Source organism: Sulfitobacter sp. W074, assembly GCF_025142275.1.
Classification (GTDB): domain Bacteria; phylum Pseudomonadota; class Alphaproteobacteria; order Rhodobacterales; family Rhodobacteraceae; genus Sulfitobacter; species Sulfitobacter profundi.
In genome coordinates, this window is the sequence record NZ_CP081132.1 from 233,559 (window position 1) to 242,634 (window position 9,076).

The following is a 9,076-nucleotide window of genomic DNA, read 5'->3' on the forward strand; positions in this document are numbered from 1 at the left end:
ACACCACCCTCTCGCCCGGGGTCCCGGGCACTTCACGGGCGCGCCAGCAGCTGCAGCTACAGACGACCCCACATGATCGGCAGCTCACTCCTTGTGAACGCCCATCATTCAACGCCTCCGACCCGCCCCAGCCTTTCGCCCAGAGTGCCCCCGGCGCTCATAAGCTCAGCGAGATTGCGTTGTCGTTCTCTACCATCGGCTGCAACGCGCTCGACGGAAGCTGCAACTGATCGCAGACCGCGTACAAAAAGTGCGCATAGCTGTCTTGGGATAACGCGCCCAGTCCTGTGATCTCTCCAGATGGCGCGAAGACAATCCTCCCCCCGGCCCCGGCGACACTAAAGCCCCCCTCATGATCTCTGCCAATGATGATGTCGTGCTGAGCAAAGGCAGTCCGTGCTGCGCCCCGCAGCGCCCGGACCATATCTATGGCGCGAAGGCGTCTTGCGAGAGCTGCGCTTTGATCCAAGCGATATCCTGGGAGATCGCTTGCAGCTCCTGCCCCATTAATATCTGCTGTCCTGTCCCAGGCTGTGCTTCTTTGAGCGTCAGGGCGGCCTGTTCGAGCGCGCGGCTGTGCCGCTCCATCGCCGTGCGAATGCCGCTCAGCTCCGAGACCAGCGCCGTGATCTGGCCTGCCACCTCCCGCTCGGCAGGCTGCCCCAACACCTGCTGAAGAAGAATGCAAAGGTCTTTCATCAAAACCTCGAGAGGCGCTGTGGTCGGTGTGTCGTAGAGTGCTGTGGTCATAAGAAAGTGTCTCCAATCTGGCTGTGATGCGGCGCAAGGCCGAGCGGTTAAAGGTGGCGAGGCAGGTCCCGATCAGGCCAAGAGCCGCGGTACGCGCCAAGTGCTTGCGCAGGCGGCGCAGGCCTGTCGTGAGGCGCTGCGCTACGGTTGCAAAGCGGTGCGGTGCTTGTACGGGTCGGGACGCGTCGGGGTGGCATGACGGCACGTCGAGCTGCGGCACCTGGACCCGCGTCGCCCAGTCGGGCTCGGCCAGGGCCCAAGCGCTTTTCCCATAATGGGAGGCATTCCAAGCCGCGCGCCGCCGCCACTGTTGCGACAAAGCATTGTCCACCGAAAGCTGGGGCGGGGCCCCAGCCTTCGGAGCCTCTGTGCCCAGACATGTGCCGCGCAACACAAGCGGATGCGGGTCTGTTTCAGAAACCAAAGCGATCGCTCCCCCCGGCATTGGCTCGAGGTCATATTTTGCTGCCGCCGTAACCTTTGCCATCAAAGACAGAAAGCTGGACCGATTCCGGCCGTGGCGGCTGGCGGCGATCCTCTTTGCCCCCTGCAACATAAAAAGCTTTGGCGCGGAGGAGGTGAACTCAACCTCGTGCCGCCGCGCCGCCGCCACCCGCTTTTCCAGCCAATCTGGCCCTATGACGGCGCGCGCTTTGTCGGGCGACCGCGGGTTCTCCCAGCCAAAGGCATCGTTCAGAAAATTGCCCAAAGCATCCCAAGCATCTTGGCTCCCCTTCATCGGCGGATGCGGGTTAAAACTGCGCAGCTCTCCGGCTTCCATCCGGATAAAACGCGGCATCACAATGTTGATTTCCAAGCGGCCCGTGTGCGTATGTGTGCCCGCAAAAACCGGCGGGCGGTTTTGCTCTGGCACCCCGGCAAAGGCCATTTCCAAGAACAGGTCGATAGCTCCCGCCACCGGGTCGCGCGCAGGGCGCTCTCCCGCGTTGAAAGCTGCGACGTCAATATCAGAGACTGCAAATGACAGGGTCGCCACGCGGTATTTTTTCTCGAACCGCAGCGCGGAAATCGCGCTCTGTACGATGCTGGGCCGGCCCAGCAGAAGCTCAGGAACAGGCTGCCTGGTCTCCAAGACGCGCCGCGATCCGACCGTCTTCATCACCTGAGTGTCAAGAAGATAAGAGCTCGGCTGATGCAGGTCTGCAGAGCTCTGATGAGGCGACCAACCGATCAACATGCGGATGTCCGGGCAACAAAAGGAACCGGTGCCAGCATCACCAGAAGCTGCTCAATCCGTTGCAGCTGAAACAAGACCAACAAGCCGTCGCTCTGCTGTGCATCTTGATGCTGTGCAATCTGCTCCAACAGAGTCACGCCCTCATCGAGCAACTCAACCAGTTGCAGGACCTGCACCGCTGAGGCCCCTGTCCTGGCGCCAAGCCCCACATGTCTGAGATAGTCCGAAAGACTCCGTCCGGCGGCAGCCGCCCTCTGCATCAGCACCTCTTTCTCTGCAGAAGACACATTAACCTTCAGCCGTTCAGCTCTCTTGGTTTTGTCACAGGGCGGCATACTGGTCCTTTCCAAATGGGGCCCAACCGAGGGGCCTTGATCGTCGGCATGTCTCAAAGACTATGTTCTGGTAAAACTGATCCAAAGAAAAAGCGCGGGCAGTACGCCCAAGAGATGTGGATAACCCATTTGGGCCGCCCACCGACGACCTCCGTGTCGCGAACAACACGGGACGGTCCCAAAGCGGCGGACCGGTGCGCATCTGTTGGGTACGCGCACTGGGCAAAAGGCGGCTCCAAGCAGAAACGTTGAAAGGCCCACGGATGGCCGAAACTCTTATATAAAAGGCGCCAAAGCCTGATCCCCGGACAACATGAGCCGGGCAAACCAAAATCGAAATCCATGGCATCTTGAACTGAGACGCGCGTGCAGTGGCAGCAGACAATGCGCCCGGACAAGGCAGCCGTCTCCTCTTCAAGCGCGCGCGCAGGGGGGCGCCGATGTGTCGCATAAAAACGAACGCCTTGCCCGCAGCGCCCCCGCAGCCGGCGCAACGTTCATAAAGATTTTGGCAGCAAATAGAGAGCGTGAATGGGAGACCCTAAGCCATCCTTCTCGGATACGCCGATGATCTTGGCCTGCCGCGCCAGGCTTTTGGCATGGTGTGACGGCGCAGATACGCGCGTCTTGGCGACAGCAAGAATGTGCCCGAAGGCGGCCTCGACAATGACAACCTCCAGAGCGGCGCGGGCAAGACCCCCCCCGGCTCGGAGGTTGGCGCAAAGACGCGCGTAGGGATCTATCGCAAGCCTTTCTCTCCTTCGCAAAAGCGGGATCGATAAAAGGCATCGCAAAGTTTCTATGGCCCGCCGGCCCGCCCCATGGTGGAGGGGTAAAAAGCTCCACGCGCCCCTGTGTGCAAAAGCAACCTGGCAGAGCTACTTCAGCAACTGAAGGAGATAGGCGCCATAGCTGTTTTTTGCGAAACTCTCCGCCCGGTGACGCAGTTGCTCGGCGTCGATCCATCCCTTGTTGAAAGCGATTTCTTCGGGGCTGCCAACTTGAAGCCCTTGCCGCTCTGAGAGCGTGCGCACGAAATTGCCCGCATCCAACAAGCTGCCGTGGGTCCCCGTATCAAGCCATGCGAACCCCCGACCCATTTGTTGCACGCAGAGTGCGTCGTCTTCGAGATACATCCCCAAAAGCGAAGTGATTTCCAACTCGCCCCGGGCTGAAGGTTTTACAGCTTGCGCCCGCCTAGAGGCCGTTCCATCCAGAAAGTAGAGCCCCGTTACAGCGTAATTCGAGGGCGGCACGCGGGGTTTTTCAACAATTGCCCGTACGCGACCTTCGGCATTAAAATCCACAACCCCATAGCGCCCCGGATCCGAAACCCGGTACCCAAACACCGTACCCCCCTCTTCAAGGTCACCGGCAGCAGCCAGCGCTTCAGGCAACCCATGCCCAAAGAAAATGTTATCACCTAAAACCATTGCCGAAGGCGCGCCGTTCAAGAAGTCCTCGGCCAGGATGTAGGCTTGCGCCAGCCCATCGGGGCTGGATTGCTCAATATAGGTAAGGTTCAGTCCCCACTGGGCGCCGTCGCCCAGGCTGCGTTTGAACTGATCCGCGTCCTGAGGCGTGGTAATGACGGCGATCTCGCGAATGCCCGCCAGCATCAGCACAGACAGCGGATAATAGATCATCGGCTTATCGTAGATCGGCAGCAATTGCTTGGATATGCCCAAGGTGATCGGGTACAGCCGGGTGCCAGACCCGCCGGCCAGCAAAATGCCCTTGCGTGCGCTCATGTCAGTTCCTTCACGATATCCTCCAGCGCCAAACGCCAGTCCGGAGGGCTGATACCGAAATCCCTCTGCAGGGCGCTGCAATCAAGACGAGAGTTCAGCGGCCTTTTTGCCGGCGTCGGGTAACCTGAGGTCGGAATGCCAACCACCTCAACCGCCCGATCCGCAGTGGCAAATGTTTCGCGCGCGAAACATTTCCACGAAGTCGCAGGTGCCCCCGCGTAATGATAAGTGCCGCCGCCCTGCCCTGCCTTCATCGCGCCCGCCATCTGCAGCAATGTTTCCGCGATGGACAGCGCCGGGGTAGGCCCCCCGATCTGGTCATCAACCACCTTCAGCACATCACGGCATTCGCTCAGCTGCAGCATCGTGGTCACGAAATTCCTGCCCGTCGCAGAGAACACCCACGATGTCCTCAAAATTGCATGGGGCCCGCCGGCCGCACGCACAGCCGCTTCGCCATCTGCTTTACTGCGCCCATAGGCATTAATCGGAGCGATGGGATCGTCAGGGCGCCAAGGGCTATGTCCGCTGCCGTCAAAGACGTAGTCCGTCGAAACATGCAAAAAGGGGATGTCCAGTTCAGCGCAGGCGCGTGCCATAGCCCCAGGAGCCTCGGCGTTGATGAGCCTGGCCAGAGCCTCTTCTTCCTCAGCACGATCTACGCCCGTATAGGCCGCCGCGTTGATCACCGCGGAGGGCCCTGTCGCACGGATCACCGCGGCGCAGGCTTCGGGATGGGTTAGATCGGCTGCAGCCCGGTCAAGAAATTGCGCGTCATATGCGAGGCGGCGCAGCGCAACGGCGAGCTGCCCGGTGGCGCCAAAAACAAGCAAGCTCATGCCCGGCCCAGCCTTTCCCCGACCCCGTCGCGCGCCTGCAGCGCCCGCCACCAGCGGGGATTGTCGAGGTACCAGGTCACTGTGCGGCGCAACCCCTCTTCCAGCGTGACCGAAGGCTGCCAGCCCAGTTCGGTGCGTATGCGGCTGGCATCAATGGCATAGCGTGCATCATGACCAGGTCGGTCCGCGACGAAGGTGATAAGGTCAGCATAAGCCTGCTTAGCGGGGCGCAATTCATCCAAAAGAGCACAGATTTGATGCACCAAATCGATGTTGCGCGCCTCAGCGTTGCCGCCGATATTATAGCTGCGCCCAACTGTCCCTTTGGTCAGAACCGTCAGCAGGGCTTCGGCATGGTCTTCAACATAGAGCCAGTCGCGTATGTTCTCGCCCGCGCCGTAGACTGGAATTGGCGTGCCCGCCAACGCGTTGAGGATAACCACCGGGATCAGCTTCTCAGGAAAATGATAAGGCCCGTAGTTATTGGAGCAATTGCTCAGCAGCACCGGCAAACCATAAGTTTCACCCCAAGCGCGCACGAGATGGTCAGACGCAGCTTTGGAAGCCGAATAGGGGCTGTTGGGCGCATAGGGCGTCTCTTCGGTGAAATACCCCTCAGCCCCGAGACTGCCGTAGACTTCGTCGGTGGAGACATGGTGGAACCGAAACCCATCGGGCCGGCCGCGCCCCTCCCAATAGGCCCGCGCCGCCTGCAGCAGCGTATAGGTGCCGGTCACATTCGTATCGATGAACGCGCCCGGACCGTCGATGGACCGATCGACATGGCTTTCGGCTGCCAAGTGAAGCACCGCATCGGGGGCATGGTCGGAGAAAATGCGGGCCAAAGCCTGTTCGTCCCGGATGTCCGCATGCTCAAAGGCATATTCAGGCCGATCCGAAACCTCCGCGAGGTTGTCGAGACAGGCGGCATAGGTCAGCGCATCGAGGTTCACCACCGCATGTCTCTGGGCCAAAGCAAGTCGCACCACGGCAGACCCAATAAAACCGGCACCGCCGGTGACAAGCAGCTTCATACGGCGCCCTCCCAGCTAAAATGCGGAGCAATCTCGGACAGCAAAGGCGCGTTGGCGTCTTTCTCAGACAGGATCGGCGCTTGTCCTTGAAGCCCCCAGTCAATGCCAATCGCAGGATCATCCCAGCGGACCGCCGCATCGCAATCAGGGGCATAGGTATCGGTGCATTTGTAGATGATTTCTGTCATCGGCTCGCGGGTGATGAACCCATGCAAAAATCCAGCCGGGATCAACAGTTGCCGCCCATTTTTAAAGCTGAGGTCCACGCCCACCCATTGCCCGAAACTTGGAGAGCCATGGCGGATGTCCACGGCGACATCAAACAGCGCGCCACGTCCACAGCGCACCAATTTCGCCTGCGCATGCGGCGGGGTTTGAAAGTGCAGGCCCCGCAGGGTGTTTGGCGCCTCAGAAAGAGAGTGGTTATCCTGCACAAAGTGATAATCAAGCCCGGCATCGGCCAAGGTCTTGGCATTCCAGCTTTCGCTGAAAAAGCCGCGCGCGTCCCCGTGGCGGGCGGGCGTGAGGATCAAGACCCCAGCCAGGGCGGTTTTTTCAACCTGCATCGTAGAACCTCTGATCTTACAGCAGCCTTCGGGCGCGGTACCGGCCCCAACGTCGCTTTGCCTCATGTTCGGTTTGGCCGTCTCACGGCCTTCCTACAAGAGCTTGGCGGAATAAATTGGGTCGGCACATTTGTGCACCTCATACGAGGCATTAGGCTGCTCAGCATTTCGATAACTTGCGCAACAACTTAAGCTTGCTGATCAATTGAACGCAACTACATGCTCTTTGCTGAGCCGCGGCAGGTATTTTTGCTTGCCTTTGATTTTGGTCCTATCGTGCTGTATTTGGCGGTATAGGGACCCATCTACGTGTTTTGTGTGAACCCGGCAAAGGATCAACCTACGCCAGCTCACTTCAAGTGTGTCTTCCCCCTCGCCGAAAACCCTAAACAACGCACGGATCGCTTCTCTCAGTCCTGTAAATGGGTACCTTTAAAAGCGTCTTTGGCTTTTCCCAAAAGAACGAGGATATCGCGGAGAAGCGGTGAGGTTTGAACGCCGTTCTGCGCGGCAGGTCTGAGCTTACCCTGAAACTTGCTAGGTCAGTGGAACGCTGCAACAGTCTCACATCTCGGCATAGTGCCCAAGATCAACTTTCTGGCAGGTCTGACGTCCTGCACCGGAAATCCGTAAGGAGCACCGTCTATGAGCCGCCGAAAGCATATAAACCTGCGCCGCGCTGTTTTCATTGTCATGCTGCTCGGTGTCATCTGGTTGCCCAACGAGAGACGCATGACCGTCTTTTTGACGGGCTACAGCTACTGGGACAACACACCACCCGCGTCTGCCATTATCGGGCGGCCCATAATACATGACATCGCAGCCGGAATAGGGACCTACAACGATCCGGTGACCTTGGCCGTTGGCTGGCGGAGAGACGGAAGCAAAATATCTGAAGACTTCAAACCAGGTACACGGTTCTATATCCCGCGCCTGCGCAAATACGCGGTCGTCGAAGACCTCTGCGGAGATGGGGAAAAACCCCAAGCTGGACCCTGCCATGTCGGGTGGGAGGGGCATCCATGGTTAGATGTTTATGTCGACGGAAGCGCACGAAACGCTGACGAGGCCGATCGCTGCATGGAAAAACTGACAGGCATTCAGCCCGTGCTCACAAACCCAAGAAGAGGGTACCGCGTCTCTCCGGGGCCCATCGTGGAAGCCGGATGTAAAACTTTCTGAGCCCCGCAAAGATGTTCGGGGGGCCTCTCGGTGAAGTGCAGATTCAAAACAAGACGCCTAGGCCGGCTTTGAGCTCACAACTCGATCAGAATGGCCCGATCGCCCCACATGAGTTGTCGATGCTGTAAAATGCTGCGCAGACTGCCAGCGCCATCTACGTCTTGATCAAGATCGACACCTGGCAAAACCGTAACCTTGGCATAGACCCTCCCCCTCAACTGAGAGATATGAGGGGTCACAACGCGGACAGGAGCGTCTGGCCTGAGCGTCCGGCGGATACGCTCTGCCTGTTTTTCATTATGACAAACGATCAATTCCGGGAGATACCGAAGCTGGCTTTCAGGCTTTGCCCATCCGAAATAGAACTTACCAAACCGGATCATAACGACTGCCTTTTAGGGTTATGCCACGCGCGGCCCGCCTCTCGCGCTTCTGAAGCGCGCTTTGTCGGGCCCGCGCAAAGATCTTATAAAGTGGCGAATACGAGCACTGCGGCAATTGAGCTGTATCCGATCATGACGATAAGATCATTTTTCCAGTAACGTGTCATCTTTGGCTCCAATAGCGCGTTTCTGAGCTCATTGTTCACCACGAACATGGCGGAAATTGGCGGGGATAAGGGCAATAAAGTGCCGCACCACAATGGTCTCCTCCTTCCTCCTCCAAAAAATCGCTTTGGGATCGTTTTGGGTATGAGGGCCTCTAAGCCCTCTCCTGCTCAAGTGCCGCCAGCTGCGCCATCTCTTTAAAGAAGACCGCCAGATCGATCCCCTTGCCCCCCAATTGCTTAAGCGCATTCTGGATCACATTGTAGGCTCGGCGGTCCGAAGAGAGGATAACGAAAGGCTCTTCCGGCGACAGCAGCTGCCCCAGTTTGCTCGACATAGCAAAGCCAGCCCCTGCATAGATGCACGTGAACACAAAGCGCACCCCTGGCATATCCAACAGCGCAAGCACAGGCGCCAGGTCTTTGGGATCATCCGCCACGGTCGGATACCGAGGCCAAGAATGCCGGGGATCGGGCCATCCGATGTCACGCGGCGGTTCATTGGCCTGGGCTGCGAAGGACTTCAGGTAGTCCAGCAGGGCCTCCCCCGCCTTTGCCAAGCGAAAAGACTCTCCTGCTGGGGTGTCTTTATGATAATACAAAGCCGCCGCACGGCCAAATTCCATCATATAGCCGCCGACGTCAAAACGCGCGCCCGCCATCACCTGATGCTGGCTTGCCATCGCCTTTTGCGCGGGCCTCTCTGTGGGCATGTAGACCGAAGGGTCTGCATTAATGGTCTGAGCAATTTGGATCGGTGTGCTGCGCATAAACTGTCCTCTTTTCAAAAGAAACTAGGGCAACCTTATGGGCCTGCATAGCCAACAGCCCCGCACTTTATGTGGATAACCCAAGAATGCCCGCTATGGGTCGC

General features: G+C 58.6%; 9 protein-coding genes. 1 reads left to right on the forward strand and 8 read right to left on the reverse strand.

All coding sequences use genetic code 11. The features are described 5' to 3' along the window. Positions 1–157: 157 nt before the first annotated feature. The 6 genes from K3762_RS19230 to rfbC all read right to left on the reverse strand — a co-directional run bounded on the left by K3762_RS19230 (position 158) and on the right by rfbC (position 6,473). Positions 158–1,948, reverse strand: a complete 1,791-nt coding sequence (locus tag K3762_RS19230) for a hypothetical protein (protein ID WP_260013130.1) — start codon at positions 1,946–1,948, stop codon at positions 158–160. Then, positions 1,942–2,283, reverse strand: a complete 342-nt coding sequence (locus tag K3762_RS19235) for a plasmid mobilization protein (RefSeq protein WP_260013131.1) — start codon at positions 2,281–2,283, stop codon at positions 1,942–1,944. Before K3762_RS19235 ends, K3762_RS19230 begins: the two co-directional genes overlap by 7 nt. Before the next feature lie 878 nt (positions 2,284–3,161). Next, a complete protein-coding gene (gene rfbA / locus K3762_RS19240) occupies positions 3,162–4,034 on the reverse strand; it encodes a glucose-1-phosphate thymidylyltransferase RfbA (RefSeq protein WP_260013133.1) in 873 nt (290 codons plus the stop codon). Then, positions 4,031–4,873, reverse strand: coding sequence for a dTDP-4-dehydrorhamnose reductase (gene rfbD / locus K3762_RS19245; RefSeq protein WP_260013134.1), 843 nt, complete (start codon positions 4,871–4,873; stop codon positions 4,031–4,033). The genes rfbA and rfbD overlap by 4 nt, the downstream gene beginning before the upstream one ends. Next, positions 4,870–5,907: a dTDP-glucose 4,6-dehydratase gene (gene rfbB / locus K3762_RS19250; protein WP_260013135.1), complete on the reverse strand. Its 1,038-nt coding sequence runs from the start codon at positions 5,905–5,907 to the stop codon at positions 4,870–4,872. The genes rfbD and rfbB overlap by 4 nt, the downstream gene beginning before the upstream one ends. Then, positions 5,904–6,473, reverse strand: a complete 570-nt coding sequence (gene rfbC, locus K3762_RS19255) for a dTDP-4-dehydrorhamnose 3,5-epimerase (protein WP_260013136.1) — start codon at positions 6,471–6,473, stop codon at positions 5,904–5,906. Before rfbC ends, rfbB begins: the two co-directional genes overlap by 4 nt. Positions 6,474–7,118: 645 nt before the next feature. Between rfbC and K3762_RS19260 the strand changes: the two genes are divergently transcribed. After that, positions 7,119–7,655 carry a hypothetical protein gene (locus K3762_RS19260; RefSeq protein ID WP_260013138.1) on the forward strand — a complete coding sequence of 179 codons (537 nt, stop codon included), beginning with the start codon at positions 7,119–7,121 and terminating at the stop codon, positions 7,653–7,655. Between the two features lie 74 nt (positions 7,656–7,729). On the opposite strand, the gene K3762_RS19265 is transcribed toward K3762_RS19260, so the two are convergent. After that, positions 7,730–8,038, reverse strand: a complete 309-nt coding sequence (locus K3762_RS19265) for a hypothetical protein (RefSeq protein WP_260013141.1) — start codon at positions 8,036–8,038, stop codon at positions 7,730–7,732. 319 nt (positions 8,039–8,357) lie between these two features. Continuing rightward, positions 8,358–8,972 (reverse strand): hypothetical protein, encoded by a 615-nt coding sequence (locus K3762_RS19270; RefSeq protein WP_260013143.1) that lies wholly within the window; start codon positions 8,970–8,972, stop codon positions 8,358–8,360. Between the last annotated feature and the right edge of the window lie 104 nt (positions 8,973–9,076).